General features: G+C 70.7%; 27 protein-coding genes, 1 tRNA gene and 1 pseudogene. 17 read left to right on the top strand and 12 right to left on the bottom strand.

What is annotated here, in order from left to right; all coding sequences use genetic code 11:
• The first annotated feature begins 14 nt into the window (after positions 1-14).
• Positions 15-1,007 (top strand): peptidoglycan DD-metalloendopeptidase family protein, encoded by a 993-nt coding sequence (locus K311_RS0114015; RefSeq protein WP_043797317.1) that lies wholly within the window; start codon positions 15-17, stop codon positions 1,005-1,007.
• A 51-nt stretch (positions 1,008-1,058) separates the two neighbouring features.
• Here K311_RS0114015 and K311_RS0114010 read toward each other — a convergent pair whose 3' ends face one another.
• Both K311_RS0114010 and yhbY read right to left on the bottom strand, forming a co-directional pair.
• On the bottom strand, positions 1,059-1,445 hold the full coding sequence (locus K311_RS0114010) for an Mth938-like domain-containing protein (protein WP_026817813.1): 387 nt from the start codon (positions 1,443-1,445) through the stop codon (positions 1,059-1,061).
• Between the two features lie 7 nt (positions 1,446-1,452).
• A complete protein-coding gene (gene yhbY / locus K311_RS0114005) occupies positions 1,453-1,758 on the bottom strand; it encodes a ribosome assembly RNA-binding protein YhbY (RefSeq protein ID WP_026817812.1) in 306 nt (101 codons plus the stop codon).
• Between the two features lie 81 nt (positions 1,759-1,839).
• On the opposite strand from yhbY, the gene rlmE reads away from it, so the two are divergent.
• The 11 genes from rlmE to K311_RS0113950 all read left to right on the top strand — a co-directional run bounded on the left by rlmE (position 1,840) and on the right by K311_RS0113950 (position 13,493).
• Positions 1,840-2,469: a 23S rRNA (uridine(2552)-2'-O)-methyltransferase RlmE gene (rlmE, locus tag K311_RS0114000; RefSeq protein WP_026817811.1), complete on the top strand. Its 630-nt coding sequence runs from the start codon at positions 1,840-1,842 to the stop codon at positions 2,467-2,469.
• The gene (gene ftsH / locus K311_RS0113995) at positions 2,470-4,359 is read left to right on the top strand and encodes an ATP-dependent zinc metalloprotease FtsH (protein ID WP_026817810.1); all 1,890 of its coding nucleotides are present in this window, start codon (positions 2,470-2,472) and stop codon (positions 4,357-4,359) included.
• 123 nt (positions 4,360-4,482) lie between these two features.
• Positions 4,483-5,379, top strand: a complete 897-nt coding sequence (folP, locus tag K311_RS0113990) for a dihydropteroate synthase (RefSeq protein WP_026817809.1) — start codon at positions 4,483-4,485, stop codon at positions 5,377-5,379.
• Between the two features lie 216 nt (positions 5,380-5,595).
• Entirely contained in the window at positions 5,596-7,086 is a 1,491-nt protein-coding gene (gene putP / locus K311_RS17165) for a sodium/proline symporter PutP (RefSeq protein ID WP_051240187.1), read from the top strand.
• Between the two features lie 7 nt (positions 7,087-7,093).
• A complete protein-coding gene (gene miaA / locus K311_RS0113980) occupies positions 7,094-8,038 on the top strand; it encodes a tRNA (adenosine(37)-N6)-dimethylallyltransferase MiaA (protein ID WP_026817808.1) in 945 nt (314 codons plus the stop codon).
• A gap of 122 nt (positions 8,039-8,160) precedes the next feature.
• Positions 8,161-8,433: an RNA chaperone Hfq gene (gene hfq, locus K311_RS0113975; RefSeq protein ID WP_026817807.1), complete on the top strand. Its 273-nt coding sequence runs from the start codon at positions 8,161-8,163 to the stop codon at positions 8,431-8,433.
• Complete coding sequence (gene hflX, locus K311_RS0113970) at positions 8,430-9,773, top strand: ribosome rescue GTPase HflX (RefSeq protein WP_026817806.1); 1,344 nt, start codon at positions 8,430-8,432, stop codon at positions 9,771-9,773. The genes hfq and hflX overlap by 4 nt, the downstream gene beginning before the upstream one ends.
• 58 nt (positions 9,774-9,831) lie before the next feature.
• Complete coding sequence (hflK, locus tag K311_RS17160; protein WP_051240186.1) at positions 9,832-10,965, top strand: FtsH protease activity modulator HflK; 1,134 nt, start codon at positions 9,832-9,834, stop codon at positions 10,963-10,965.
• 1 nt (position 10,966) lies between these two features.
• Positions 10,967-11,842 (top strand): protease modulator HflC, encoded by an 876-nt coding sequence (gene hflC / locus K311_RS0113960; RefSeq protein ID WP_026817805.1) that lies wholly within the window; start codon positions 10,967-10,969, stop codon positions 11,840-11,842.
• Positions 11,843-11,845: 3 nt separating this feature from the next.
• Positions 11,846-12,037 (top strand): DUF2065 domain-containing protein, encoded by a 192-nt coding sequence (locus K311_RS0113955; RefSeq protein ID WP_026817804.1) that lies wholly within the window; start codon positions 11,846-11,848, stop codon positions 12,035-12,037.
• 163 nt (positions 12,038-12,200) lie between these two features.
• Positions 12,201-13,493, top strand: a complete 1,293-nt coding sequence (locus tag K311_RS0113950; RefSeq protein WP_026817803.1) for an adenylosuccinate synthase — start codon at positions 12,201-12,203, stop codon at positions 13,491-13,493.
• Between the two features lie 7 nt (positions 13,494-13,500).
• On the opposite strand, the gene K311_RS0113945 is transcribed toward K311_RS0113950, so the two are convergent.
• Positions 13,501-13,929: a tetratricopeptide repeat protein gene (locus tag K311_RS0113945; protein ID WP_026817802.1), complete on the bottom strand. Its 429-nt coding sequence runs from the start codon at positions 13,927-13,929 to the stop codon at positions 13,501-13,503.
• 56 nt (positions 13,930-13,985) lie between these two features.
• Between K311_RS0113945 and K311_RS0113940 the strand changes: the two genes are divergently transcribed.
• Entirely contained in the window at positions 13,986-14,336 is a 351-nt protein-coding gene (locus K311_RS0113940) for a DUF2200 domain-containing protein (RefSeq protein WP_026817801.1), read from the top strand.
• A gap of 9 nt (positions 14,337-14,345) precedes the next feature.
• Here K311_RS0113940 and K311_RS0113935 read toward each other — a convergent pair whose 3' ends face one another.
• The 3 genes from K311_RS0113935 to K311_RS0113925 all read right to left on the bottom strand — a co-directional run bounded on the left by K311_RS0113935 (position 14,346) and on the right by K311_RS0113925 (position 16,802).
• Complete coding sequence (locus tag K311_RS0113935; protein ID WP_043797320.1) at positions 14,346-14,555, bottom strand: YbdD/YjiX family protein; 210 nt, start codon at positions 14,553-14,555, stop codon at positions 14,346-14,348.
• The gene (locus K311_RS0113930; protein WP_026817799.1) at positions 14,552-16,609 is read right to left on the bottom strand and encodes a carbon starvation CstA family protein; all 2,058 of its coding nucleotides are present in this window, start codon (positions 16,607-16,609) and stop codon (positions 14,552-14,554) included. Before K311_RS0113930 ends, K311_RS0113935 begins: the two co-directional genes overlap by 4 nt.
• 108 nt (positions 16,610-16,717) lie before the next feature.
• A tRNA-Leu gene (locus tag K311_RS0113925) sits at positions 16,718-16,802 on the bottom strand.
• 117 nt (positions 16,803-16,919) lie between these two features.
• On the opposite strand from K311_RS0113925, the pseudogene rnr reads away from it, so the two are divergent.
• The 4 genes and pseudogenes from rnr to K311_RS0113905 all read left to right on the top strand — a co-directional run.
• A pseudogene (rnr, locus tag K311_RS17155) lies at positions 16,920-19,313 on the top strand (ribonuclease R); the annotation flags it as partial.
• Between the two features lie 57 nt (positions 19,314-19,370).
• Positions 19,371-20,123 (top strand): 23S rRNA (guanosine(2251)-2'-O)-methyltransferase RlmB, encoded by a 753-nt coding sequence (rlmB, locus tag K311_RS0113915; RefSeq protein ID WP_026817798.1) that lies wholly within the window; start codon positions 19,371-19,373, stop codon positions 20,121-20,123.
• Positions 20,120-20,428, top strand: coding sequence for a CBU_0592 family membrane protein (locus tag K311_RS17150; protein WP_051240185.1), 309 nt, complete (start codon positions 20,120-20,122; stop codon positions 20,426-20,428). The genes rlmB and K311_RS17150 overlap by 4 nt, the downstream gene beginning before the upstream one ends.
• 118 nt (positions 20,429-20,546) lie before the next feature.
• Positions 20,547-21,026 (top strand): DUF1036 domain-containing protein, encoded by a 480-nt coding sequence (locus tag K311_RS0113905; RefSeq protein ID WP_026817797.1) that lies wholly within the window; start codon positions 20,547-20,549, stop codon positions 21,024-21,026.
• A 9-nt stretch (positions 21,027-21,035) separates the two neighbouring features.
• Here K311_RS0113905 and cysK read toward each other — a convergent pair whose 3' ends face one another.
• The 6 genes from cysK to K311_RS0113875 form a co-directional block, all read right to left on the bottom strand.
• The gene (gene cysK, locus K311_RS0113900; protein ID WP_026817796.1) at positions 21,036-21,992 is read right to left on the bottom strand and encodes a cysteine synthase A; all 957 of its coding nucleotides are present in this window, start codon (positions 21,990-21,992) and stop codon (positions 21,036-21,038) included.
• A gap of 22 nt (positions 21,993-22,014) precedes the next feature.
• Complete coding sequence (rnt, locus tag K311_RS17145) at positions 22,015-22,656, bottom strand: ribonuclease T (RefSeq protein ID WP_322786018.1); 642 nt, start codon at positions 22,654-22,656, stop codon at positions 22,015-22,017.
• Positions 22,657-22,751: 95 nt separating this feature from the next.
• On the bottom strand, positions 22,752-23,531 hold the full coding sequence (locus tag K311_RS0113890) for an HvfC family RiPP maturation protein (RefSeq protein ID WP_026817795.1): 780 nt from the start codon (positions 23,529-23,531) through the stop codon (positions 22,752-22,754).
• The gene (locus K311_RS0113885) at positions 23,524-24,360 is read right to left on the bottom strand and encodes an HvfB family MNIO-type RiPP peptide maturase (RefSeq protein ID WP_026817794.1); all 837 of its coding nucleotides are present in this window, start codon (positions 24,358-24,360) and stop codon (positions 23,524-23,526) included. Before K311_RS0113885 ends, K311_RS0113890 begins: the two co-directional genes overlap by 8 nt.
• Positions 24,361-24,367: 7 nt before the next feature.
• Positions 24,368-24,814 carry an HvfA family oxazolone/thioamide-modified RiPP metallophore gene (locus K311_RS17895; RefSeq protein WP_051240183.1) on the bottom strand — a complete coding sequence of 149 codons (447 nt, stop codon included), beginning with the start codon at positions 24,812-24,814 and terminating at the stop codon, positions 24,368-24,370.
• An 88-nt stretch (positions 24,815-24,902) separates the two neighbouring features.
• Positions 24,903-25,319: a hypothetical protein gene (locus tag K311_RS0113875; protein WP_026817793.1), complete on the bottom strand. Its 417-nt coding sequence runs from the start codon at positions 25,317-25,319 to the stop codon at positions 24,903-24,905.
• Between the last annotated feature and the right edge of the window lie 14 nt (positions 25,320-25,333).

Here is a 25,333-nt window from a genome sequence, read left to right as displayed (position 1 = left end):
CAGCCGGACCCCGGATGAAGCGCCTGCCGTCGCCCGCCGCCGTCTTCCTGATGATCGCCGCCGTCGTGATGCTCGCTGGATGCGGGCATTCGCGGGTGGTGCAGCGCGAACCGGGGGCGCGGCCGGCCTCGTCGGCACGGCCGGCGCCAGTGCGTGACGGCGCCGACAGCTATACCGTGCAGCGCGGCGACACCCTCTACGGCATCGCCTTCCGCCACGGCCTGGACTATCGCGACGTCGCCGGCTGGAACCGCATCGCCGCGCCCTACACGATCTACCCCGGGCAGCGCCTGCGGCTGCGCCCCGAAGGCGCCGTGGCCTCGCGGCCGCCAGCCGCGACGCCGGCGAGCCCGACACCGGCGAGCCCGACACCGGCGAGCCCGACGCCGGCGAATACCGGGGTGACCGGCATGCCGCCGCCGCGCAGCAGCTCGCCGGGTTTCGTCGACGCGACTCCGCCCGGCCCGGCGGCCGCCGCTCCGACACCGCCGGACACGGTCGCGCCACCGGCGACGGCAGGGACCCCGCCGCCGGCGAATGCGGGATCGCCGCCGCCGCGGCCGACGGTGCCCACCGTGTCACCGGCCACGCCCGCGCCCGCCACGCCGGTCCCGGTCAACCCCGGCGCGGTCAGCGCCAGCGGCTGGAGCTGGCCGACCGAGGGGCAGCTGATCGGCCGCTTCGTTGCCGACGACCCGAAGCGCCAGGGCCTCGACATCGCCGGTACCGCCGGCCAGCCGGTGCGGGCGGCCGCGGACGGGGTCGTCGTGTATTCGGGCGCCGGCCTCGTCGGCTATGGCGAACTGATCATCGTCAAGCACAGCGACGACTGGCTGTCGGCCTACGCCCACAACCGCGTCCGCCTGGTCGCCGAGGGCGCCAGTGTGCGCCGCGGCCAGCAGATCGCCGAACTCGGCCGCTCCGGCACCAGCCGCGACATGCTGCATTTCGAGGTGCGCCGCGCCGGCAAGCCGGTCGACCCGCTGACGGTGCTGCCCGCGCGCTGAAAGCGCCTGTAGGAGCGGCTTCAGCCGCGATCCTCCACTACCTCGGACGAACTACGACCCGGCGTCAGCGTCGAGCAGAAACGCCACCACCACCCGCCGCCCCTCGCCGGCGAGCACGTTGAACGTGCGCGCCGCGGCGGCGTTGTCCATGGCCTCGAGGCCGATGCCACGCGTGAGCAGGGCGGCCATCGCGGCGGCCCCCGGGAAGCGATGGGTGGCACCGGTGCCCAGCAGCACCAGTTCGGGCGCCAGCGCCAGCACCGGTTCGAAGTCGGCCGGGTCCAGTTCGACGACGGTCCGCGGCCGCCAGTCCTCGACCAGGCGATCGGGCGCGAGCAGGAAACTCCTGGTCAGCGTGCGCTCGTTGACGCGCACCGCAGCGCCGTCGGCACCGCGCAGGACGTAGCGGAAATCCGGGTTGTCCTGCACCAGCTGCATGGCGGGCTCAGCCCTTCGGCAGCACGATCAGCGGGCGCTCGCTGCTGCGACGGTAGAGGATCGCGACATGGCCGATGCGGCCGACCAGGTGCGCCTGCGCGCGCGCGGCGAGTTCGCCGATCCACTCGTCGCGCAGCTCGCGGTCATCGGCGGCGATGCGCACCTTGATCAGCTCGTGGTGCTCCAGCGCGAGGCCCGTTTCGGCGACGATGTTGTCGGTGACGCCCTTCGCCCCGACCAGGATCACCGGCTTGAGGTCGTGCGCCAGGCCGCGCAGGTAGCGCTTCTGGGCATTGCTGAGGGCGACGGCCATGACGTTCCGGACGGGGTGGAAAGGGCGGCTAGGGTATCATGCAGGCCATACCCCACCGTCCGCGCGCGGACTCCCCGACCGATGGCCCGCAGCCGCAGCAGCACCCGCTGGCTCCAGGAGCACTTCGCCGACCCCTTCGTGAAGAAGGCCCAGGCGGAGGGCATGCGCTCGCGCGCGGCCTACAAGCTCGAGGAACTGCTGGCGAAGGACCGGCTGCTGAAACCGGGCATGGTGGTGGTCGATCTCGGCGCCGCGCCGGGAGGCTGGTCGCAGGTGGTGCGGCGTGAACTGGGCGATCGCGGGCGCGTCGTCGCGCTCGACATCCTCGACATGCCGCCGATCGCCGGGGTCGAGTTCATTCACGGCGATTTCAGAGAAGAAGGCCCACTTTCGCAGCTGGAAGCGTTGCTCGACGGGGCGGAGGTCGATCTTGTGCTTTCCGACATGGCCCCCAATATGTCCGGCGTGGATACCGTCGACCAGGCGCGGGCGATGTACCTGGCGGAACTGGCGAGGGACTTCGCCGACCGTCATCTCAAGGTCGGTGGCGCCTTCCTGATCAAGCTGTTCCAGGGCGAAGGTTTCGACGCCTACGTGAAGGATCTCCGCGGCCGTTACGAGCGTCTGGTGATCCGCAAGCCGGCGGCATCCCGTCGCCGGTCCAATGAAGTCTACGCGCTGGCGACGGGCCGGCGTCGAGGGAAGGATTGAATGAACGATCTTGCGAAGAACCTGCTGATCTGGCTCATCGTCGCGGTGGTGCTGATCGGCGTGTTCCAGACCTTTTCCTCGCCGAACCAGCCGGGTGAACTGACCTACGACCAGTTCGTCTCGCAGGTGAAGGACGGCCGCGTGCAGTCGGTCGAGTTCTCGCAGAACGGCATCACCGTCGTCGGCAAGCTCAAGGACGGCAGCCAGTTCACGACGGCGGCACCGCGCGACGACCGTCTGCTCGACACCCTGTTCGAGCAGAACGTGCAGATCGTGCAGGAACCGCCGAGCCGCAACGTGCTGCTCGGCCTGCTGTTCAATTTCCTGCCGGTGCTGCTGATCATCGGCTTCTGGATCTTCATGATGCGGCAGATGCAGCAGGGCGGCGGCAAGGGCGCGATGTCCTTCGGCAAGTCGCGCGCGAAGCTGCAGGGCGAGAACGAGGTCAAGGTCACGCTGGCCGACGTCGCCGGCTGCGACGAGGCGAAGGAGGAGGTCGGCGAGCTCGTCGAGTTCCTGCGCGACCCGGGCCGCTTCCAGAAGCTGGGCGGCAAGATCCCGCGCGGCGTGCTGATGGTCGGCCCGCCGGGCACCGGCAAGACGCTGCTGGCGCGCGCGATCGCCGGCGAGGCGAAGGTGCCGTTCTTCTCGATCTCCGGTTCGGACTTCGTCGAGATGTTCGTCGGCGTCGGCGCCAGCCGCGTGCGCGACATGTTCGAGACCGCGAAGAAGCACGCGCCGTGCATCATCTTCATCGACGAGATCGACGCGGTCGGCCGCCATCGCGGTGCCGGCCTCGGCGGCGGCCACGACGAACGCGAGCAGACCCTGAACCAGCTGCTGGTCGAAATGGACGGTTTCGAAGGCGGCGAAGGCGTGATCGTGATCGCCGCGACCAACCGGCCCGACGTGCTCGACCCGGCGCTGCTGCGCCCGGGCCGCTTCGACCGCCAGGTCGTCGTCGGCCTGCCGGACGTCCGCGGCCGCGAGCAGATCCTGAAGGTGCACATGCGCAAGGTGCCGCTCGACGTCGACGTCGAGCCGATGACGATCGCGCGCGGGACCCCGGGCTTTTCCGGCGCCGACCTGGCCAACCTCGTCAACGAGGCGGCGCTGTTCGCGGCGCGCGAGAACGCCCGCAACGTGCGCATGGAGCACTTCGACCGCGCCCGCGACAAGATCCTGATGGGCACCGAGCGCCGCTCGATGGCGATGAGCGAGGAAGAGAAGAAGCTCACCGCCTACCACGAGGCCGGACACGCGATCGTCGGCCGCATCGTTCCGGACCACGACCCGGTCTACAAGGTCACGATCATCCCGCGTGGCCGCGCGCTCGGCGTCACGATGTACCTGCCGGAAGGCGACAAGTACTCGTACAACCGCACGCACATCGAGTCGATGCTGTGCTCGCTGTACGGCGGCCGCGTCGCCGAGGAGCTGATCTTCGGCGAGGACAAGGTCACCACCGGCGCCAGCAACGACATCGAGCGCGCGACCAAGATGGCGCGCAACATGGCGACCAAGTGGGGCCTGTCCGAGCTCGGCCCGATCACCTTCGGCGAGGACGAGGACGAGGTGTTCCTCGGCCGCTCGGTGACGCAGCACAAGAACGTGTCGAATGAGACCGCGCGCCGGATCGACGAGGTCGTCCGCGACATCCTCGACAAGGCCTACGGCCGCACGAAGCAGATCCTCACCGACAACCTCGACAAGCTGCACATCATGGCCGAGGCGCTGCTGACCTACGAGACCATCGACGCGCAGCAGATCGACGCGATCATGGAAGGCCGTCGTCCGGGGCCGCCGGCCGACTGGGCGCGTTCCGGCCGGCAGTCGCGCGACGATCGTGGCCCGGGGCCGGCGATCGGTGGGCCGGCGCCGCAGACCTGAGGCGGCGCGGCCAGCGGCCGCGGGAAACGGACCATCGGAAAGACCGCCGCGAGGCGGTCTTTCCTTTTCGGCATCGCGCCTGAAGGCGCTCCTACAATGGGCGGGTTTCCGGAGGAGAGCCGCATGTTCGACATCGTTCCCCAGCTCGACTGCGCCGGCCGCGTGCTGCGCCTCGACCGCCCGCGGGTCATGGGCATCGTCAACGTCACGCCGGATTCGTTCTCCGACGGCGGCGCCCACGCCGATGTCGAGGCCGCCGTCGCGCACGGGCTGCGGCTGGCGGAGGAGGGCGCCGACCTCCTCGACGTCGGCGGCGAATCCACCCGTCCCGGCGCCGCCGCAGTGACGCTCGACGAGGAACTGCGCCGGGTCGTGCCGGTGATCGAACGGCTGGCGCGGGAGACCTCGCTGCCGATCTCGGTCGACACCTCCAAGCCCGAGGTGATGCGTGCTGCCGTCGCCGCCGGCGCCGGCATGATCAACGACGTCTACGCGCTGCGCCGCGACGGTGCCCTCGAGGCCGCTGCCACCTGCGGCGCCGCGGTCGTGCTGATGCACATGCAGGGCGAGCCGCGGACGATGCAGGACGCGCCGGCGTACGACGACGTCGTCGCCGACGTGCACGCCTTCCTGGCCCAGCGCATCTTCGCCTGCGAAATGGCCGGCATCGCGAAGAAGCAGCTCGTGCTCGACCCGGGCTACGGCTTCGGCAAGACCACCGACCACAATCTGCTGCTGCTGCGCCAGCAGACGCGCCTGCTCGACCTCGGCCTGCCGCTGCTCGCGGGCTGGTCGCGCAAGCGCTCGCTCGGCGAGCTCACCGGCCGCGAGGTCGGCGAGCGCGTCCACGCCTCGGTCGCCGCCGCGGTGCTGGCGGCCGAATACGGCGCCCGCATCCTGCGGGTGCACGACGTCGCCGCGACCGTCGACGCGCTGAAGGTGCAGGCCGCGGTCGCGGCGATGCCGGCGCCGAAACCGGCGGCGGCGAAGCCGGCGATCCGCTGGCCCGACGACGACTGAGTGCACTGGCGAGGATTTGACCAGACCGGGCGTGGGCCGCGTGGTTGCGGTCGCTCCGCGATCCATCCACAGGCGTTCTCCCAGGCTTGTCCACAGCCCCTGTGGAAATCGCCCGCCCCGGATCGGGGGATGACATCCGGGTCGTCCTGGCGGGTCGCGCATCGCCGCGCGCCGCCGGTTAAGCTGCCCCGGCCCCGATACGGACCCGGTTCGCCCATGGACTACTCGCCGCTGCACGTCACGTTCGCGATCTACATCCTCGGCATGGTCGGCATCGGTTTGGCCGCCTGGTATTTCACCCGCAGCTTCGACGACTACATCCTCGGCGGCCGCTCCCTCGGCCCGTTCGTGACCGCGATGTCCGCCGGCGCCTCCGACATGAGCGGCTGGCTGCTGCTCGGATTGCCGGGCGCGCTCTACGCCGGTGGCCTCGTCGAGGCCTGGATCGCGATCGGACTCGTGATCGGTGCCTGGGCGAACTGGCGCTACGTCGCGGCGCCGCTGCGCGTCTACACCGAACGCTGCGGCAACGCGCTGACGCTGCCGGACTACTTCACCCACCGCTTCGAGGACCGCAACAAGCTGCTGCGCATCGTCTCGGCGTCGATCATCCTGCTCTTCTTCGCGATCTACTGCGCCTCCGGCATCGTCGCCGGCGCGCGCCTGTTCGAGTCGGTGTTCGCGATTCCCTACGCCCAGGCGATGTGGTGGGGCGCCGGCGCGACGATCCTCTACACCTTCGTCGGCGGTTTCCTCGCGGTCAGCTGGACCGACACCGTGCAGGCCACGCTGATGATCTTCGCGCTGATCGTCACCCCGGTGTTCGTGATGCTGTCGCTCGGCGGGCCGGTGGAGAGCGTCGCGGTGGTCGAGGCGATCGATCCGGGCAAGCTCGACTTCCTTCGCGGCGCCACCCTGGTCGGCACGGTGTCGCTGCTGGCCTGGGGCCTGGGCTACATCGGCCAGCCGCACATCCTCGCGCGCTTCATGGCCGCCGAACACGCGAGCCGGATCCCGGCCGCGCGCCGGATCAGCATGACGTGGATGGTGCTCTGCCTGCTCGGGGCCATGGCCTGCGGCTTCTTCGGCATCGCGTATTTCGCCGGCCATCCGGAGCAGGCCGCGCCGGTGCAGGCGAACGCCGAGCGTGTCTTCATCCAGCTGGCGACGGTGCTGTTCAATCCCTGGGTCGCGGGCATCCTGCTGTCGGCGATCCTCGCCGCGATCATGAGCACGCTCAGCTGCCAGCTGCTCGTGTGCTCGAGCGCGCTGACCGAGGATTTCTACAAGGGCCTGCTGCGCCCGAACGCCGGCCAGACCGAACGCGTCTGGTTCGGCCGGGCGATGGTGCTGGTGGTGGCCGTGCTGGCGATCTGGCTGGCCTCGAATCCCGAAAGCAGCGTGCTCCGCCTGGTCAGCTACGCCTGGGCCGGTTTCGGTGCCGCGTTCGGGCCGGTGGTGGTGCTGTCGCTGTTCTGGCGCCGCACGACCCGCAACGGCGCCCTCGCCGGCATGATCGTCGGTGCGGTGACCGTGGTCGTGTGGAAGCTGTTCTATGCCGCGCCGAGCGGCCTGTACGAAATGGTGCCGGCCTTCGCGGCCGCGACCCTGACGGTGCTCGGCGTCAGCCTGCTCGGTAAGCCGACGCCGGCGATGCTGGGCCTGTTCGACCACGTGCACGGCGAGCTGCGCCGCAGCGGGCTCTGAGTCCGCGATGCGGGACCCGCGTCCGCCGGCGATCGCGCTGCTCGGCCCGACCGCGAGCGGCAAGACGGCGCTGGCGGTGGCGTGGGCACAGCGGCTCGACAGCGAAATCGTCAGCGTCGACTCCGCCCTCGTCTACCGCGGCCTCGACATCGGCGCCGCCAAGCCCGATGCCGCGACCCTGACGCGGGCGCCGCACCGGCTGATCGACCTGCGCGATCCCCACGAAACCTATTCGGCGGCGGAGTTCGCCCGCGACGCGCTCGCGGCGATGCAGGACCTCTCGGCCTCGGGGCGGGTGCCGATGCTGGTCGGCGGCACCGGCCTGTATTTCAGTGCGCTGGTCGACGGCCTCGCCGACATGCCGGAAGCCGACCCGGCGCTGCGCGCGCTCATCGCCACCGAGGCCGGACAGCGCGGCTGGGCCGCCCTGCATGCCGAACTGGCGGCCGCCGACCCCGCGGCCGCGGCGCGCATCCGGCCCGCCGATGCCCAGCGGATCACCCGCGCCCTCGAGGTCCTGCGCCTCAGCGGCCGGCCGATCAGCGACTGGCAGGCGGCCGCGCGGCAGCGGCGGGCGCCGTTCCCGTTCCGGCTGCTGGTGCTGGCCCTGGTGCCGCGCGATCGCGAAGTCCTGCACGGGCGCATCGCCCGTCGCTTCGACGCGATGCTCGCCGCCGGCTTCCTCGACGAGATGCGGCGGCTGCGCGCCGACCCGCGCCTGCATCCGGACCTGCCGTCGATGCGGGCGGTCGGCTACCGCCAGGCCTGGCGCCATCTCGATGGCCTGACCGACGGGGCGACCTTCCGTGCCGAGGCGGTCGCCGCGACCCGCCAGCTCGCGAAGCGCCAGCTGACCTGGCTGCGCGCGCGGCCGGCAATCCGCTGGCTGGATCCGGAGCACGACCGCGGCGAACTCGACCACGCGCTGCGCCTGTTCCTGCCCGGGGCATGACCACCGCCACCCGGCCTGCACACCGGCGGCTGCTAGAATCCGCCGGTTCGCGGCCTCGGACCCATTGGCCGCACATCGCGCCACGCTGGCGCGCCACAACAAGAAGATCGGAGTCCACCCCCATGTCCAAAGGCCAGTCCCTCCAGGATCCCTTCCTGAACGCCCTGCGTCGCGAGCGCATCCCGGTTTCGATCTACCTGGTCAACGGCATCAAGCTTCAGGGCACGATCGAGAGCTTCGACCAGTTCGTCGTGCTGCTCCGCAACACCGTCAGCCAGATGGTCTACAAGCACGCGATCTCCACCGTGGTACCGGCGCGCAACGTCCGCGTCGGGCCGGGCGGCGGCCAGGTGGCCGCGGCCGGTGGCGAGGACGAGGACGGCCAGGCCGAGTGAGCACCCCCCAGGGCTCCGCCGCGTTCGAGCGCGCCCGCCGCGGCGAGCGCGCGCTGCTGATCCAGCCGTATCCGCCGGGCCAGGTCGATCCGGCCCTGCTCGAGGAGTTCACCGAACTCGCGCGTTCCGCCGGCGCGACGATCGTCGGCACGATCACCGCGCGGGTCGAACGCGCCAATGCCGCCACCTACATCGGCAGCGGCAAGGTCGAGGAAGTGCAGTCGGCGGTCGCCGCCACCGGCGCCGACCTGGTGCTGGTGAACCATGCGCTGTCGCCGGCGCAGGAGCGCAACCTGGAGCGCGCGCTGAAGCTGCGTGTGGTCGACCGCACCGGCCTGATCCTCGACATCTTCGCGCAGCGCGCCGCGACCCACGAAGGCAAGCTGCAGGTCGAGCTCGCCCAGCTCAAGCACTGGCAGACGCGGCTGGTGCGTGGCTGGACCCACCTCGAGCGCCAGCGCGGCGGTGCGATCGGCCTGCGCGGTCCCGGCGAGACCCAGCTCGAGATGGACAAGCGCATCCTGCAGCGCAAGATCGAATCGCTGCAGTCGCGCCTGGACAAGGTCGAGGTGCAGCGCACGCAGATGCGCCGCGCGCGCAACCGCAACGCCGTGCCGCGCGTGGCCCTGGTCGGCTACACCAACGCCGGCAAGTCGACGCTGTTCAACGCGCTGACCGGCTCGGGCGTCTACGCCGACGACCGCCTGTTCGCGACACTGGACCCGACCGTGCGCCGGGTCGAAGGTGTGGCGCCGCTGGTGCTCAGCGACACCGTCGGCTTCGTGCGCGACCTGCCGCACGAGCTCGTCGCGGCCTTCCGCTCCACGCTCGCCGAGGCGCGCGAGGCCGACCTGCTGCTGCACGTGGTCGACGCCGCCGACGAACTGCGCGACGAGCGCATCCGCCAGGTCGACGCGGTGCTCGAGGAGATCGGCGCCGGCGACATTCCGCAGGTGCTGGTGTTCAACAAGATCGACCGCATCGAAGGCGCCGAAGCGCGGGTCGATGCCGAGGTCGAGGGCCGCGCCCGGGTCTGGGTGTCGGCGCGCGACCGGCTCGGCCTCGACCTGCTGCTGGACCTGCTGCAGCGCCGCTTCCAGGAACATCGCTTCACCGGCGAACTGGTGCTCGGACCGGCCGACGGCCGCCTGCGTGCCCGCCTGCACGATGCCGGCGCCGTGCGCGCCGAACGCGTCGATGCCGAGGGCCACAGCGTGCTGGATATCGACCTGGCCCTGGCCGCGGCCGAGCGGCTGGCGGCCGAAGCGGGCGGGCATCCGCTGCAGGCGCTCTTGCTTGTGACCCCCGACGCCCCTACCTACAATCCCGACACTGACTGAAAAACCGCGTCCCGGACGGCGTCGACCGCCGCATCCGGGGCCGTGGCACGGAGCAAGCATGGCCTGGAACCAGCCCGGCAACGGCGGCAACAAGGACCCCTGGAAGGGCAAGGACCCCGGCAACGAGGTCGAGGCCTTCATCAACCGGCTGAAGGGCATGTTCGGCGGCTCGTCGGGCGGTGGTGGCCGCGGCCGCGGCGGCGGCGCGCCCCAGGGCGCGTTCAACGCGCTGCCGTGGGTGCTCGCGCTGGTCGGCATCTGGCTGCTCTTCAACAGCGTGAAGATGATGGACGAGCGCCAGCGTGGCGTCGTGCTGCGCTTCGGCGAATACAACCGCACGATGGGCCCGGGCCTGAACTTCAAGTGGCCGTGGCCGGTCGAGACCGTGCGCGTGGTGGACGCCACCGCCGTCGTCGAACTCAGCGACCAGGTGCGCGTGCTGACCCGCGACGAGAACCTGATCGACATCAAGTTCAACGCCCAGTACAGCCGCGTCGATCCGCGCCTGTACCTCTACGGTTCGCCGGATCCGGAGGCGACGCTGAAGGACGCCGCCGAGAGCGCCGTGCGCGAGGTGGTCGGGCGCAGCACGATGGACACGGTGCTGTTCGACCGCGCCGAACTGGTGATCGCCGCGCGCGACCGCCTGCAGGAGTCGCTGACCCTCTACAACACCGGCCTGACGGTGGTTAACTTCAACCTGCAGGACGCGCGTCCGCCGGAAGAGGTGAAGCAGGCCTTCGACGATGCGATCAGCGCCCGCGAGGACAAGAACCGCATCGAGAACGAAGCCCGCGCCTATGCCAGCCGTGTCGTTCCCGAAGCGCGCGGCCGTGCCGCCCGCATGCGCACCGAGGCCGAAGGCTACCGCGCCTCGGTGATCGCCCGCGCCGAGGGTGAGGCCGAGCGCTTCAGCCTGCTCGCCGCGCAGTACCGCCTCGCCCCGGAGGTGACGCGCAAGCGCCTGTACCTGGAAACGCTGCAGGAAGTGCTCGCGAACAATCCGAAGGTGATCGCTGCCGACAACGGCAACATCCTCTACCTGCCGGTCGGCGCGCCCGCGCCGGCGCGCACGCCGGGCGTCGCCGACGCGCCGGTCATCCGCCTGCCGGCCACCCAGGCCGATCCGCTGCCGGAGCCGCGCGTCGAGCGCGACCCGCGCGACCGTGGCCGTACCGCCGGAGGCCGCTGACATGCGTTCGCCCACCCTCGCCATCTTCGCCGCCGTCCTCCTGCTGCTCGCCGGCATGGGCTCGGTCTTCCAGGTCAGCGAAGGCCAGACCGCGATCGTCCTGAACCTCGGTCGCGTGGTGCGCGCCGACCTCGAGCCCGGCCTGCACTTCAAGTGGCCGATCGTCGAGGACGTGATCAAGTTCGACCAGCGCATCCTGTCGCTGGACGACGCGCCGGAGCGCTACCTGACCGCCGAGAAGAAGGACGTGCAGGTCGACTTCTTCGTGAAGTGGCGCATCAGCGACGTCGCCACCTACTACCGCGCCGCCGGTGGTGGTGACCAGGCGATCGCGCGCCAGCGTCTGACCCCGATCGTGAAGAACGCGCTGCGCGAGCAGATCAACCAGCGCACGCTGCAGGAAGTGGTTTCGGCCGGCCGCGCCGAGCTCGCCGGCAGCCTGCTGGCCCAGGTCAACCGCGGCGCCGCCGCGCTCGGCGTCGAGGTGCTGGATGTGCGCATCAAGCGCATCAACCTGCCCGACGACAGCCAGATCCTGAGCACGGTCTACGATCGCATGCGCACCGAGCGCACCCAGGTCGCGAACCAGCTGCGCGCCGAGGGCCAGGAGCAGCGCGACAAGATCCAGTCCGAGGCCGACCGCGCCAGCGCGGTGCTGCTGGCCGAGGCCGAGCGCGACGCGCAGAAGCTGCGTGGTGAGGGCGATGCCCGCGCCGCCGAGATCTACGCCGCCGCCTATGGCCGCGACGCCGAGTTCTACGGCTTCTACCGCAGCCTGGAGGCCTACCGGCAGGCGCTGGCCGGTGGCCAGACCACGCTCGTGCTCGACCCGGATTCCGAGTTCCTGCGCTACTTCGAAAACGCCGGCGGCCGCTGAGCCGTGAAGGAACTGCTCGCGGCGCTGTGCCTGGTCGCGGTGCTCGAGGGCCTGCTGCTGTTCGCCGTGCCGCGCTTCTGGCGGCACGCGATGGCGGAAATGACGCACTGGCATCCGGCGCGGCTGCGCCGGGTCGGCGCCGTGCTGCTGCTGATCGGGCTGGCAGCGCTGTACCTGGTGAAGACGAGTTCGTAGTTCGTACGAGGTACGAGGTAGTTGGCCGGCGGGACGCCGCGAAGGCCGCGACGACTACCTCCTGCCTCGTACGAACTACGAACTGCTTTAAACCCGTCCCCGACCCGGGGATAATCCGCGAAAGCCGGGCGAGCCCGGCTTTTTCCACGTCTGGAGTAGGGCCATGGGTCAGTCGGTGGTGGTACTGGGTGCGCAGTGGGGCGACGAGGGCAAGGGCAAGATCGTCGACCTGCTGACCGAGGAGATCGGCGCCGTCGTGCGTTTCCAGGGCGGCCACAACGCCGGCCACACGCTGGTGATCAACGGCAAGAAGACGGTGCTGCACCTGATCCCGTCCGGCATCCTGCGCGAAGGCGCGCTGTGCCTGATCGGCAACGGCGTCGTGCTGAGCCCGGCGGCGCTGCAGAAGGAGATCGCCGAGCTCGAGGGCAACGGCGTCGAGGTGCGCTCGCGACTGAAGATCAGCCCGGCGACGCCGCTGATCATGCCCTACCACATCGCCCTCGATCAGGCGCGCGAGAAAGCCGCCGGCAAGGACGCGATCGGCACCACCGGCCGCGGCATCGGCCCGGCCTACGAGGACAAGGTGGCGCGCCGCGGCATCCGCGTCGCCGACCTGCATTACCCGCGCGAGCTCGAGGAAAAGCTGCGCACCACGCTCGACTACCACAACTTCGTGCTGACGAAGTACCTGGGGGTCGAGGCGGTCGACGTGCAGAAGACGCTCGACGAGGCCCTGGCTTTCGGCGAATACGTCGACCCGATGAAGGCCGACGTCGCCGGCATCCTGCACGAGCTGCGCAAGCAGGGTAAGCGGGTGATGTTCGAGGGCGCACAGGGCTCGCTGCTCGACATCGACCACGGCACCTATCCCTACGTCACCTCCTCGAACACCACCGTCGGCGGCGCGATGGCCGGCACCGGCGTCGGCGCCGACGCGATCGACTACGTGCTCGGCATCGCCAAGGCCTATGCGACCCGCGTCGGCGGCGGCCCCTTCCCGACCGAACTCGACGACGAGGTCGGCCAGGGCATCCGCGACCGCGGCCAGGAATACGGCGCCTCCACCGGCCGTCCGCGCCGCTGCGGCTGGATCGACATCGTCGCGCTCAAGCGCGCGGTCGCGATCAACGGCATCAACGGCCTGTGCATCACCAAGCTCGACATCCTCGACGGCATGGACAAGCTGAAGATGTGCATCGCCTACGAATACCGCGGCAAGCGCACCGAATACGCGCCGCTGGATGCCGGTGGCTGGGCCGAGTGCACGCCGGTCTATCTCGAGTTCCCGGGCTGGCAGGAGAGCACGGCCGGCATCACCGACTGGGACCAGCTGCCGCCGGCCGCGCGCGCCTACCTGCGCTCGCTGGAGGAGCTGGTCGGCTGCGAACTGGCGATCGTATCGACCGGTCCGGGCCGCGAATCGACGATGGTGCTGCGCGATCCCTTCGCCTGATGCCTGATCAGGGCACCGGCCGCGGCCGGCGCTCCTGGAACTCGCTGTCGAGGCGGTCCAGCCAGGCATCGATGCGGTAGTCCTCGTCCGGGGCCAGCCGGCGCAGATCGTCGAGCACCTGCTTGGCCTCGGTCAGCTCGCCGAGCTGGGCATGCGCCTTCGCCAGGGCCCAGTGCGCCTCGGCGCTGTGCGGCTGTTCGACGATCCAGTCCAGCGCCGAGGATTTCGCCGCCCGCGAGTGGCCGGAGGCGAGCAGGGTTTCCATCTCGGCGCGACGGAATTCGGAACGGCGCATCGTGCGCACCTCGCGCGCCATGCCGACGACGTTCACGGCGATGACCAGGAAGGCGAGCGCACCGACCGCGGCGGCCACGGCGGTGAACAGCAGCAGCCAGCGGATCAGTACCAGTTCCTGCAGCAGCGCGCCGGTATCCATTCGTATCGCCTCCGATTCGCGCCTACGATACGCGCAGGCTGCCCGGAGGGAACAGCATGGCGACGAACGAACGCGTATTCCGGATGCCCTTCGCCGGCGTCTACCCGATGTACCTGCAGAAGGCGGCGCGCAAGGGCCGCAGTACCGACGAGGTCGACGCGGTGATCCGCTGGCTCACCGGCTACGACGCCGCGCAGCTGCAGGCGCATGTCGATGCGAAGACCGACCTGCAGGGCTTCTTCGCGCAGGCGCCGGCCGCGGAGGCGAATGCCGCGAAAGTCACCGGGGTCGTCTGCGGTGTGCGCGTCGAGGCGGTGGAGGACCCGCTGATGCGGCAGATCCGGGCCATGGACAAGCTGGTCGACGAACTCGCCAAGGGCAAGGCGCTGGAGAAGATCCTGCGCTGAGCGCTCGGCTCAGCAGCAGCGCCCGCCGCCACGTCCGCCGTAACGCGCCTCCTGGGTCACGCGGAAGAATTCCGCGCGGCTCATCGGTGTGCGTTCCGGATGCGCTGCGCGCACGTGTGCGAGGTAGCTGTCGTAATCGGGCAGGCCGACCATCAGCCGCGCGCTCTGCGCGGCCCGCCGCCAGAAAGCGCTCACGGAAGCCACGAATTCGCCGCTCATGAGAGCGCTCCCGCCGGCACGGCGGCTTCCTGATCGCTGCGTCCTTCGCGGCGCCGGGCTTGAGCGATGGCCCGCAGCGAGCAGGCGAGGATGCCGAGCATGATCACGAGGAAGAGCAGGCAGAGCCCGGCATCGAGCCAGGAATTGAAGATCACGTGCCGCATCTGCGCCATGTCCTTCGCGGGGGCCAGCAGTTCGCCGGCCGCGGCGGCATCGGCATAACGCCGCGCCTGGGCGATGAAGCCGACCGCCGGGTTCGGGTCGAACAGCTTGTACAGCGCGGCGACCGTCGTGCAGATCAGCAGCCAGGCGGCCGGCAGCGCGGTGACCCAGGCATGGCGGTCGCGCTTCATCTTGAACAGCAGCACGGTGGCGAGCATCAGCGCGATGCCGGCGAGCATCTGGTTGCTGATGCCGAACAGCGGCCACAGCGTATTGATGCCGCCGAGCGGATCGATCACGCCCTGGTAGAGCAGCCAGCCCCAGGCGCCGACGCAGACGGCGGTCGCGAGCAGGTTCGCGCTCCAGGATTCGGTACGGCGCAGCGCCGGCACGAACTGGCCGAGCAGGTCCTGCAGCATGAAGCGGCCGACGCGGGTGCCGGCGTCGATCGCGGTGAGGATGAACAGCGCCTCGAACAGGATCGCGAAGTGGTACCAGAACGCCATCGACGCGCCGCCGGGCATCAGCTGGTGGAAGATCTGCGCGATGCCGACCGCCAGCGTCGGCGCGCCGCCGGCGCGGCCGAGGATCGTCGATTCGCCGACGTCGGCAGCGGTGGCGGTGAGCATCTCCGGCGTCACCGTGAAGCCCCAGGAGGAGATCGTCGCCGCGGCGGCCTGCACGTCGGCACCGATCACCGCCGCCGGCGAGTTCATCGCGAAGTAGACGCCGGGCTCGATCACCGCCGCCGCGACCATCGCCATGATGCCGACGAAGGATTCCATCAGCATGCCGCCGTAACCGATGTAGCGCATGTCGGTCTCGGTCGCGAGCAGCTTCGGCGTGGTGCCGCTGGCGATCAGCGCGTGGAAGCCGCTGACCGCGCCGCAGGCGAGGGTGATGAACAGGAAGGGGAACAGCGGTCCCTTCCACACCGGGCCGGTGCCGTCGGTGAACTGGGTCAGCGCCGGCATCTTCAGGTCCGGGTTCAGCACCAGGATGCCGACCGCGAGCGCGACGATGGTGCCGACCTTCAGGAAGGTCGACAGGTAGTCGCGCGGCGCCAGCAGCAGCCACACCGGCAGCACCGCGGCGACGAAGCCGTACCCGACCAGCATCACCGTGATCTGCACGCCGGTGAAGCTGAAGCGGGGTCCCCAGACCGGATCGGCGGCGACGTGGCCACCGAGCCAGATCGAGGCGACCAGGAGCACCACGCCGAGCAGCGACACCTCGAGCACGCGGCCCGGGCGCAGGAAGCGCATGTACACGCCCATCAGCACCGCGATCGGAATCGTCGCGATCACCGTGAACATGCCCCAGGGGCTGCCGGCCAGCGCCTTGACCACGATCAGCGCGAGCACCGCGAGCAGGATCACCATGATCGCGAAGCAGCCGAACAGCGCCAGGTTGCCGGCGCCGGCGCCCATCTCGCTGCGCACGATGTCGCCGAGCGAACGGCCGTCGCGGCGGGTCGAGAAGAACAGGATCACCAGATCCTGCACCGCACCGGCGAAGACGACGCCGGCGATCAGCCACAGCGTGCCCGGCAGGTAGCCCATCTGCGCGGCGAGCACGGGGCCGACCAGCGGACCGGCACCGGCGATCGCCGCGAAGTGGTGGCCGAACAGCACGTGCCGATGGGTCGGCACGAAGTCGAGCCCGTCGTTGCGCGTCACCGCCGGCGTCGGCCGCGCCGGGTCGATGCGCAGCACCCGCTCGGCGATGAACTTCGCCCAGTAACGGTAGGCGACCAGGTAGCAGCAGACCGCCGCGGCGACGATCCACAGCGCGCTGATCGCCTCGCCGCGGCGCAGCGCGATCGTGCCGAGCGCGAAGGCACCGAGCAGCGCCAGCAGTGCCCAGCCGAGTCGTGACAGCAGATGGCCCATCGAACGCCTCCTCCCCGAGGTGGCGCCAGTCTAGGCCAGGCTTCGCCGGAAGCGGCAGGGCTGCGGAAGCGCAAAAGAAAAGCCCCGCCGGAGCGGGGCTTTCGAAGATGGTGCCCAGGAGAGGACTCGAACCTCCACGGTTTTACCCGCTAGTACCTGAAACTAGTGCGTCTACCAATTCCGCCACCTGGGCAGGTGTCCGACGCCGGGGGCGTGGGAGCCGCGTAATCTAAAGATCGGCCCGGCGATTGTCAACGCCGCGTCGTTGATTTCACCCGGGCGCGAAGAAGCCGGGGTGTATCCTCCGCGCATGAAAAAGCCCGCAAAGAAGAAAGGGACCAGCCTGCCGGGCTGGATGCCGGAAAACCTGCGCAACGCCGAGGCCCCGTCCGGTCCGGGGGGTGGCGCGAAGAAGAAGGCCACGAAAGCCGCGAAACCGGCGTCGGCCGCAGCCCGTCCGGGCAAGAAGGCCACGCGCAGCGCGCCGGCCGCCGCCGGGCGCCCCGCGCGTGCACCGAAGCGCGGCGCCGCCGCCCGCTTCGGCGAGATCACCGACCCGCACGCCGCCCGCGAGGCGCAGCGCTACGAACAGCCGATCGCCAGCCGCGAGGCGATCCTCGAACTGCTGGGCGACAGTCCCGGCCCGCTGTCGGCCGACGAAATCGCCCGCCGCCTCGACCTCACCGCCGACGACCGTTTCGAGGCGCTGGGCCGGCGCCTCGCGGCGATGCTGCGCGACGGCCAGTTGCTGGTGAACCGCCGCGGCGGCTACGCGGCCGCGCGCAAGCTCGACATGATCACCGGCAACGTGATCGCCAATCCGGACGGCTTCGGCTTCCTGAAGGCCGAGGACGGCGGCGAGGACCTGTTCCTGCCGCCGCACGAGATGCGCAAGGCCCTGCACGGCGACCGCGTACTCGCCAGCATCACCGGCGTCGACCGCCGCGGCCGCCGCGAGGGCGCGATCGTGCGCGTGCTCGAACACCGCCTGACCCGCCTCACCGGCCGCTACGAGGAACGCTCCCGGATCGGCATGGTCGTGCCCGACGACCGCCGCGTGCTGACCGAGGTGCTGATCCCGCCGGACGAACGCAACGGCGCGAAAGAAGGCCAGCTGGTCGTCGTCGAGGTCACCGATCCGCCGCAGAACGGCCGGCCGCCGATCGGCCGCGTGCTGCTGGTGCTCGGTGATCGCCTGACGCCGTCGCTGGTCGTGCAGGCCGCGATCCACGGCCACGACCTGCCGCACGAGTTCCCGAAGCCGGTGCTCGTCGAAGCCGCCGAGGTGCCGCTGGAAGTGCCCGCCGCCGAGGCCGCGCGCCGCGTCGACCTGCGCGACATGCCGCTGGTGACGATCGACGGCGAGGACGCCAAGGACTTCGACGACGCGGTCTGGTGCGAGCCGAATCCCGAAGGTTTCCGCCTGATCGTCGCGATCGCCGACGTCTCGCATTACGTGCGTCCCGGCAGCGACCTCGACGACGAGGCGCAGAAGCGCGGCACCTCGGTGTACTTCCCCGGCTTCGTCGTGCCGATGCTGCCGGAGGTGCTGTCGAACGGCATCTGCTCGCTGAACCCCAAGGTCGACCGCCTGTGCTTCGTCTGCGACATGCAGGTCGGATTCGACGGCCTGGTGACGCGCTCGCGCTTCTACGAGGCGGTGATGCGCTCGCATGCGCGGCTCACCTACACCCAGGTCTGGCAGGCGGTCGGCGAAGCCGACACCGAGGACGGCAAGGCCGCGATCGCCCGCATCGGCAGCCTGCTGCCGCAGGTGCAGCGCCTGCACCAGCTCTACCAGGTGCTGGCGAAGGCGCGTGCCCAGCGCGGCGCGATCGAGTTCGAGTCGAGCGAGGTGCGCTTCGTGCTCGACAACACCGGCGAGGTCGTGCAGGCCGGCATGCTGGCGCGCAACGACGCCCACAAGCTGATCGAGGAATGCATGATCGCGGCGAACGTCGAAGCCGCGAAATACATCAGCAGCAAGGGCGTGCCGGCGCCGTACCGCGTGCATGCGAAGCCGCCGGAGGCCAAGTACGCCGACCTGCTCGAATACCTCGCCGAGTTCGGCCTGAGCCTGCCGTCCTGGGGTCGCGTGCGGCCGAAGGACTTCACCCAGCTGCTTAAGGCGATCCGGCTGCGTCCCGACGCGGCGCTGCTGGAAACCGTGCTGCTGCGCTCGCAGAGCCTGGCGGTGTATTCGACCGATTCCGAGACCGGCCATTTCGGCCTCGCGCTGCGCCACTACGGCCACTTCACCTCGCCGATCCGTCGTTACCCGGACCTGCTGCTGCACCGCGCGATCAAGCATGCGCTCGAGATCGGCGACGACGGCTACACCTACAGCGAGGCCGAGATGGCGGCGCTGACGCTGCGCTGCTCCGAACTGGAACGCCGCGCCGACGAGGTCGAGCGCGAGGTCGACGAACGCTACCGCAGTGCCTGGATGGAGAAGCACGTCGGCCACGAGTTCGACGGCGTGATCAGCGGCGTCACCAACTTCGGCCTGTTCGTCGAGCTCGCCGAGTCGAAGGTCAACGGCCTGGTGCACGTGACCCAGCTGCCGCACGACTTCTACCACTTCGACCCGCTGCGCCGTTCGCTGACCGGCGAGCGTCAGGGCCGCCGCTTCCGCCTCGGCGACCCGGTGCGGGTGCTGGTGCTGAAGGCCAGCGTCGAGGACCGGCGGATCGACTTCAAGCTCGTTCCCCCGCGGTAAAATGCGGATCGCGCCTGAAGGCGCTCCTACGGAAAGGCGCGGATGAGCAGGAAAGACCAGTGGATCGCCGGCATCAACGCCGTCGCGTCGGCGCTCGAGCACGATGTCGAACACGTGCGCGAGGTGCTGCTGGAGGCCGGCGCGAAGAACCCGCGCATCGTCGAGATCGAGGAGACCGCGCGCCGTCGCGACGTCCCGGTGCGCCGGGTCGCGCTGCAGGCGCTCGAGGGCATCGCCGGCGGCCTGCGCCATCAGGGCGCGATCGCCCGCTACGAGGCGGCGAAAGGCGTCGACGAGAAGGAGCTGCCGGGCCTGATCGAGGCCGCGGAAGGTCGCGCCCTGGTGCTGGTGCTCGACGGCGTGCAGGACCCGCACAACCTCGGCGCCTGCCTGCGCACCGCCGCCGCCGCCGGGGTCACGGCGGTGCTGATCCCGAAGGACAAGGCCGCGCCGGTCAACGCCACCGTGCGCAAGACCTCGGCCGGCGCCGCCGACCGCGTGCCGGTGGTGAGCGTCACCAACCTCGCGCGCAGCCTGCGCGAGCTGCAGAAGCTCGGCGTCTGGATCTACGGCCTCGCCGGCGACGCGGCGGCGACGATCCACGCCACCGACCTGCGCGGCAACGTCGCCCTGGTACTGGGCGGCGAAGGCGAGGGCATGCGCCGGCTGACCCGCGAAACCTGCGACGGCCTCGTCGCGATCCCGATGCCCGGCGAGATGGAAAGCCTGAACGTGTCGGTCGCCACCGGCATCGCCCTGTTCGAGGCGGTGCGCCAGCGCGGAAACGCGGCGTGAGCCTGCAGTGGTTCGACCTGGTCGGCCTGGCGGGCGTCGGCCTGGTGCTCGGCGCCTTCTTCCTGCTGCAGGCCGGCCGCCTCGGCGGCGAATCGCTCGGCTACCAGTGCGCGAACCTGTTCGGCGCGGTCTTCATCCTGGTGTCGATCTTCGGCCCCGGGCCGGCGCTGAGCGACGTGATCTCGACGACGATCATGCAGCTTGCATGGATCGCGATCAGTCTGTACGGGCTGGTGCGGGGCCTGCGCCGGCGCATCAGCGGATTCCGCACACGGCGCTCCCCGCCCGGGAACGGCCTGTCCTGATCGCGCGTCGGCCTTCGTATCGGCGGGGGCGGCCACGGCCCGATTGAAATGCCCGGCGGGCTTGGCGCAAATTGCCACTACGACCGGAAGCGCCGGTCTTTCAACCAGGGGAATCGCCATGTCCAGAACCGCCATCCTCGCTGCCGCCTCGGTGCTGCTCGCGGGCCTCGCCATCGCGCCGGAATCCGCCGACGCCCAGAACAAGCGGTTCAAGGGCAGCAGCGCACCGGCGGCACGCTCCAGCGAGGGCCTGCTGAAGATCCAGGTCTGCAACCGCAGCCGCCAGGGCGCCTCGGTCGCGCTGTCGTTCATCGAGCCGGGCGATACCGAATTCATCAATCGCGGCTGGTTCACCGTGCGCGCCGGCGAGTGCAAGATCCTCGGCCAGACCGACAACGCAACCTTCTACGGCTATGCCGACGTCGAGGGCACCGACCGCTTCTGGGGCGGCAACCACACCCTCTGCGTCGAGTATCCGGGGCCATACACCTTCTATACGGCCCGCGACGGCTACTGCACGGCCAGCCAGGACACCCGCGACTTCGTCGTGCTGACCGCCACCGAGGCGGGCACCTTCACCTGGAACCTCGATCCCTGAGGCCCGCGGTCAGCCGAGGGTAGCGAGCCACTCGTCGTCGCTGCCCTCGGCGATCCCCTCGAACAGGAACGTGCTGAGGTAGCGCTCCCCGGTGTCCGGGATCATCGCCAGCACCACGCTGCCCGGGTCGAGCGTGCGCGCGACCTCGAGCGCGGCCGCGAAGGTCGCGCCGCCGGAAATTCCGCAGAAGATGCCTTCCTGCTGCGCCAGCGCCCGCGCGGTGTCGCGCGCCAGCACGTCCGATACCGGCGTGATCAGGTCGTAGACCTTGCGGTCGAGCACCGCGGGGATGAAGTCCGGCGTCCAGCCCTGGATCTTGTGCGGGCTCCATTCCTTGCCGGCCAGCAGCGAGGCCACTTCCGGCTCGCAGGCGGCGATCTTCAGGTCCGGCCGGGCGAGCTTGAGCATCTGCCCGGCGCCGGTCAGCGTGCCGCCGGTGCCGTAGCCGGTCACGAACCAGTCCAGCCGCTTCCCGGCGAAGTCGCGCAGGATTTCCGGGCCGGTGGTGTTGCGATGCCAGGCCGGGTTCGCCTCGTTCTCGAACTGGCGGGCGAGGAAGGCGCCGTGCTTCTCGGCGAAGGCGGCAGCCGCGCGCACCATGCCGCTGCCGCGCTCGGCGGCCGGGGTCAGGATCACCCTGGCGCCGAGGGCGCGCATCAGCTTGCGGCGTTCGACCGAGAAGGTTTCGGTCATGAACGCGACGAAGGGATAGCCGCGCGCCGCGCACACCATCGCCAGGGCGATGCCGGTGTTGCCGCTGGTCGCCTCGACCACCATCTGCCCGGGCTGCAGCGCGCCGCTGCGCTCGGCGTCGAGGATGATCGCCAGCGCCAGGCGGTCCTTGACCGACGACATCGGGTTGAAGAACTCGAGCTTGGCGTACATCCGCACGCCCTCCGGCGCCAGCCGGTTGATGCGCACGATCGGGGTGTCGCCGACGGTGCCGAGGATGCTGTCGTGGATCATGGGGAGGCTCCGGGGGTGGGGGTCATTCCCTTGACGCGATGGCGGGGCCGGCGCGGACGCACTGGCGCCAGCGGTTGAGCACCGTGCAGAACAGCAGGGCGGTACGTTCGGTGTCGTAGACCGCCGAATGGGCCTGGCCGCCGTCCCAGGAAATGCCGGCGGCCTGCACGGCCCGGCTCAGCACGGTCTGCCCGTAGGCCATGCCGGCCAGGGTCACCGTGTCGAAGGTGCTGAACGGGTGGAAGGGGTTGCGCTTGTGCCCGACCCGCGTGACCGCGGCATTGAGGAAGCCCAGGTCGAAGCTGGCGTTGTGGCCGACCAGGATCGCCCGCTGGCAGCCGTGCCGCTTCGCGGCCGCCCGCACCGGCACGAATACCCGGTCGAGCGCCGTGCGTTCGTCGACCGCGCCGCGCAGCGCGCTGTCGAGGCGGATGCCGGTGACTTCGAGCGAGCGCGGATCGATTTCGGCGCCGGGGAACGGCTCGACATGGGTCGAGACCAGTTCGCCGGGGCGGTAATAGCCGTCGTCGTCCAGCTCGATCGGCTGCGCGGCGATCTCCAGCAGCGCGTGCCGGTTGCAGTCGAAACCGCCGGTCTCCACGTCCACGACCACCGGCAGGAATCCGCGGAAGCGCTCGGCCATGCGGGGGTGGGGGGCGTCCATGCCGGCAGGATACTTGGAGCAGGAGGTAGGAGGTAGGAGGTAAGAGGTAGTGAAGCAGTGCGTCGTGACCGGCACGTCCGCCGCGCACCGCATTGCTACCTCCTACCTCCTACCTCCTGACTCCTGCACCCCACGACGCGCGCCTCGCGCAGCCGCGCCAGCATCACCGCGCCCTCGGCGACGAATGCATCCGTGTCGGCGGCCCGGGCTTCGGCGGCGAGGGCGAGGAGCAGCGCGTGCCCGGTGGCGCCGGTGTCGTCGGCGATCGACTGCAGCAGGCGGAAGGTGAGTGCGCTGATCTCGTCGAAACGCACGCGCTGGGTCTCGTCGCGGCGCACGAGGAGGAAGGTGGGCCGGGGCGGCGGCGTCGCCGGGACGGCGTCCGGGCGCAGGCGGTGCACGGGCCAGGCGTAGGCGAGCACGCGACAGAGCGGCGACAGCAGCGGGCGGCCGGCGAGCAGGTCGTCGTCGGGGTCGTGCGCGATGGCGCCGGGATCGGCGTCGCTCAGGTCGAGCGCGAGTTCGATCCACTCGTAGTGCGCGAGCTCCTGCAGCCACGGCGGATCTCCCGCCGCGTCGCCGCGCTGCGCGAGGTACTGCAGGAACTCGCCGCCGATCCCGGGGAACAGCGGCGTGCGGCAACGCCACTCGCGCAGGAAGTCCGCGACCAGCGCCTGCCATGCCGCCTTGCCGAGCAGGCGGCGCGCGACCGGGAAAACACCGCCGAGCAACCCGCCGAGATTGTCGAAGACCAGGCGGCGGTAGACGCCGGCCCCGCGCACATCCACGCCGTCCGGAACCGGCGCCGCCTCCGGATCGCGCAGATGCGCGGCGAAGGCGCGCAACTGTTCGCGCAGCGCGGCGTGCTCAGGCATGGCCGCCGGGTGCGGTGCGGAGGATCGCGCGGACGCGGGCGACCTCCGCGAGCAGGTCGGCGAGCGGCGGGTAGTCGAAGTCGCGCTCCACCACCGTCGGCCGCGGCCCGAACAGCGCGCACGCGCGTTCGAGCAGCGCGTAGACGGGATCCGCGACCGGCGCGCCGTGCGTGTCGATCTTCAGGTCCGGGGCCTCGTCGTGGTGTCCCGCGACATGCAGGCCGACGATGCGCGGTCCCGGCAGCGCGCGCAGGAAGGCATCGGCGTCGTAGCCGTGGTTGGTGGCGTTCACGACGACGTTGTTGACGTCGAGCAGCAGGTCGCAATCGGCCTCGGCGAGGACCGCGCCGATGAAGTCGCGCTCGTCCATCGCCTGGAACGGCGCCGCGTAGTAGCTGACGTTCTCGACCGCGATCCGCCGCCCGAGCGCGTCCTGCACGGCGCCGATGCGCGCGGCCACATGCGCCACCGCTTCCTCGGTGAACGGCAGCGGCAGCAGGTCGTAGAGCTGCCCACCGTCGCTGCTGTACGAGAGGTGCTCGCTGTAGAGCGCGACGTCGTATTCGTCGAGGAAGGCGCGGACGCGGCGCAGATGCGTACGGTCGAGCGGATCGGCGCCACCCAGCGAGAGCGAGAGCCCGTGGCAGGTCAGCGGCACGCGCGCGGCCAGTTCGCGCAGCTGCTCGCGCCAGCGGCCACCGACGCCGATCCAGTTCTCGGGCGCGCACTCGAGGAAGTCGACGCCGCCGTCCGGCGCGTCGCGCAGTTGCGCCATCAGCGCGCGCCGCAAGCCGAGGCCGGCGGCGCGCGCGGTCACGGGCGATGCCACGACGCGGTCAGCCGTTGCAGGTGCCTTCCGTCGCCGCCTTGTCTTCGGCCTCGTCGCTGCCGCGGTCGCGGGACGCGTCGTCGTCGTGCGACGCGTCATGGTCGTGGGCGGCGTCGTGGGCGGCGTCGTGGTCGTCGTCGTGGTCGTCGTCGTGGTCGTCGTCGTGGTCGTGGCCGGCGCCGCAGCGGCCCTCGCCGCAACCGCCTTCGCCGCACCTGCCTTCGGCGGCCTTGTCCTCGGCGCCTTCCGTGGCCGCGGCCGCACCGCAACCGCCTTCGCCGCAGCGGCCTTCGCCGCACTTGCCTTCCTCCTCCGCCTTGTCGTCGCCACTGCCCGCGGCGAGCAGATAGCCCTGCGCGAGCGGCGTCATCGCGAAGGCGGAACCGGCGAGGACGAGGCTGCCGAGCGCGACGGCGCCGGCGACCACGACGGGGGTCAGGGTCTTGCTGGACATGGAACGCCTCCGGATGGCGGTGGGGTGCCCGCGCGCCGCGCGGGTGGGGCGAGCATGGACCGGGCGGCGGCGGATGTCACCCGCCGGCTCACGCGTGGTAGAGCACGAGGAGCGCGTGATGGTCCGCGTAAGGCGCGACCAGCCCGGCGGCGGTCGCCGGCCAGTGCGGATCCGTGGCCTGGTACGTCGCGCGGCTCTCGTGCCAGCGCCCGTCGGGTGTCAGCAAGGCATGCGGCCATGCGCGAACGTCGCCGGCGCGGGCCACGCGCGGACCATCCGGGGCGCGGGCGGTGAACGCGGGATCCGGCCATTCCGGAAGGATGTCCCGCGTGCACAGCAGGTAATAGTCCCACCGCCGCGCACGACCGTGGTCGCCGGCGTCTTCGCCGGGGTCGTCGCTCGCCTCCGCATGCGGGGCCATCGCCGCGGCGACCGCGGCGCGCAGCGCCGCCTCGTCGGCGACGTCCACGTCCGGCCGAACCAGGACCAGCAGGAACGCCTTCACCCCGGAGCCCGCCC

Source organism: Arenimonas composti TR7-09 = DSM 18010 (assembly GCF_000426365.1).
GTDB lineage: Bacteria > Pseudomonadota > Gammaproteobacteria > Xanthomonadales > Xanthomonadaceae > Arenimonas > Arenimonas composti.
Note: the sequence above shows the minus strand (reverse complement) of the source record. Positions and strands in the feature narration are given on the sequence as shown.

Coding starts and splice junctions, on each gene's coding strand:
- K311_RS0114015 (WP_043797317.1), top strand. CDS start 15: ATGAAGCGCCTGCCGTCGCCCGCCGCCGTCTTCCTGATGATCGCCGCC.
- K311_RS0114010 (WP_026817813.1), bottom strand. CDS start 1,445: ATGCAGCTGGTGCAGGACAACCCGGATTTCCGCTACGTCCTGCGCGGT.
- yhbY (WP_026817812.1), bottom strand. CDS start 1,758: ATGGCCGTCGCCCTCAGCAATGCCCAGAAGCGCTACCTGCGCGGCCTG.
- rlmE (WP_026817811.1), top strand. CDS start 1,840: ATGGCCCGCAGCCGCAGCAGCACCCGCTGGCTCCAGGAGCACTTCGCC.
- ftsH (WP_026817810.1), top strand. CDS start 2,470: ATGAACGATCTTGCGAAGAACCTGCTGATCTGGCTCATCGTCGCGGTG.
- folP (WP_026817809.1), top strand. CDS start 4,483: ATGTTCGACATCGTTCCCCAGCTCGACTGCGCCGGCCGCGTGCTGCGC.
- putP (WP_051240187.1), top strand. CDS start 5,596: ATGGACTACTCGCCGCTGCACGTCACGTTCGCGATCTACATCCTCGGC.
- miaA (WP_026817808.1), top strand. CDS start 7,094: ATGCGGGACCCGCGTCCGCCGGCGATCGCGCTGCTCGGCCCGACCGCG.
- hfq (WP_026817807.1), top strand. CDS start 8,161: ATGTCCAAAGGCCAGTCCCTCCAGGATCCCTTCCTGAACGCCCTGCGT.
- hflK (WP_051240186.1), top strand. CDS start 9,832: ATGGCCTGGAACCAGCCCGGCAACGGCGGCAACAAGGACCCCTGGAAG.
- hflC (WP_026817805.1), top strand. CDS start 10,967: ATGCGTTCGCCCACCCTCGCCATCTTCGCCGCCGTCCTCCTGCTGCTC.
- K311_RS0113950 (WP_026817803.1), top strand. CDS start 12,201: ATGGGTCAGTCGGTGGTGGTACTGGGTGCGCAGTGGGGCGACGAGGGC.
- K311_RS0113945 (WP_026817802.1), bottom strand. CDS start 13,929: ATGGATACCGGCGCGCTGCTGCAGGAACTGGTACTGATCCGCTGGCTG.
- K311_RS0113940 (WP_026817801.1), top strand. CDS start 13,986: ATGGCGACGAACGAACGCGTATTCCGGATGCCCTTCGCCGGCGTCTAC.
- K311_RS0113935 (WP_043797320.1), bottom strand. CDS start 14,555: ATGAGCGGCGAATTCGTGGCTTCCGTGAGCGCTTTCTGGCGGCGGGCC.
- K311_RS0113930 (WP_026817799.1), bottom strand. CDS start 16,609: ATGGGCCATCTGCTGTCACGACTCGGCTGGGCACTGCTGGCGCTGCTC.
- rlmB (WP_026817798.1), top strand. CDS start 19,371: ATGAGCAGGAAAGACCAGTGGATCGCCGGCATCAACGCCGTCGCGTCG.
- K311_RS0113905 (WP_026817797.1), top strand. CDS start 20,547: ATGTCCAGAACCGCCATCCTCGCTGCCGCCTCGGTGCTGCTCGCGGGC.
- cysK (WP_026817796.1), bottom strand. CDS start 21,992: ATGATCCACGACAGCATCCTCGGCACCGTCGGCGACACCCCGATCGTG.
- rnt (WP_322786018.1), bottom strand. CDS start 22,656: ATGGACGCCCCCCACCCCCGCATGGCCGAGCGCTTCCGCGGATTCCTG.
- K311_RS0113890 (WP_026817795.1), bottom strand. CDS start 23,531: ATGCCTGAGCACGCCGCGCTGCGCGAACAGTTGCGCGCCTTCGCCGCG.
- K311_RS17895 (WP_051240183.1), bottom strand. CDS start 24,814: ATGTCCAGCAAGACCCTGACCCCCGTCGTGGTCGCCGGCGCCGTCGCG.